The following is a 232-nucleotide window of genomic DNA, read 5'->3' on the forward strand; positions in this document are numbered from 1 at the left end:
AGAGAGGTACATCAGTAAAGACACAGTACAAGGTTGTAGAAGTAGAAGACTTAATAGCTTCTAACACTGTAGGTGGTGCAATAAATCCAAACTTCCCTACAGAATTACAACCTTCTAGATATGCAATTGAAGGTAAAATACGTTTTTGATCCTTTATAATTGCTTCAGCCATTTCAATCAATGCTGCAGCTGGTGCATAATAGGCTGAACCGTTACCTAAGAGGTTAACGAT

At 37.5% G+C, this 232-nt stretch carries 1 pseudogene; it reads right to left on the reverse strand.

From position 1 onward, the window contains the following. A pseudogene (locus R0J88_RS23845) lies at window positions 1-232 on the reverse strand (hypothetical protein); the annotation flags it as partial.

The sequence above is a fragment of the Pseudoalteromonas sp. SIMBA_162 genome (genome assembly GCF_046535955.1).
Lineage (GTDB): Bacteria > Pseudomonadota > Gammaproteobacteria > Enterobacterales > Alteromonadaceae > Pseudoalteromonas > Pseudoalteromonas marina.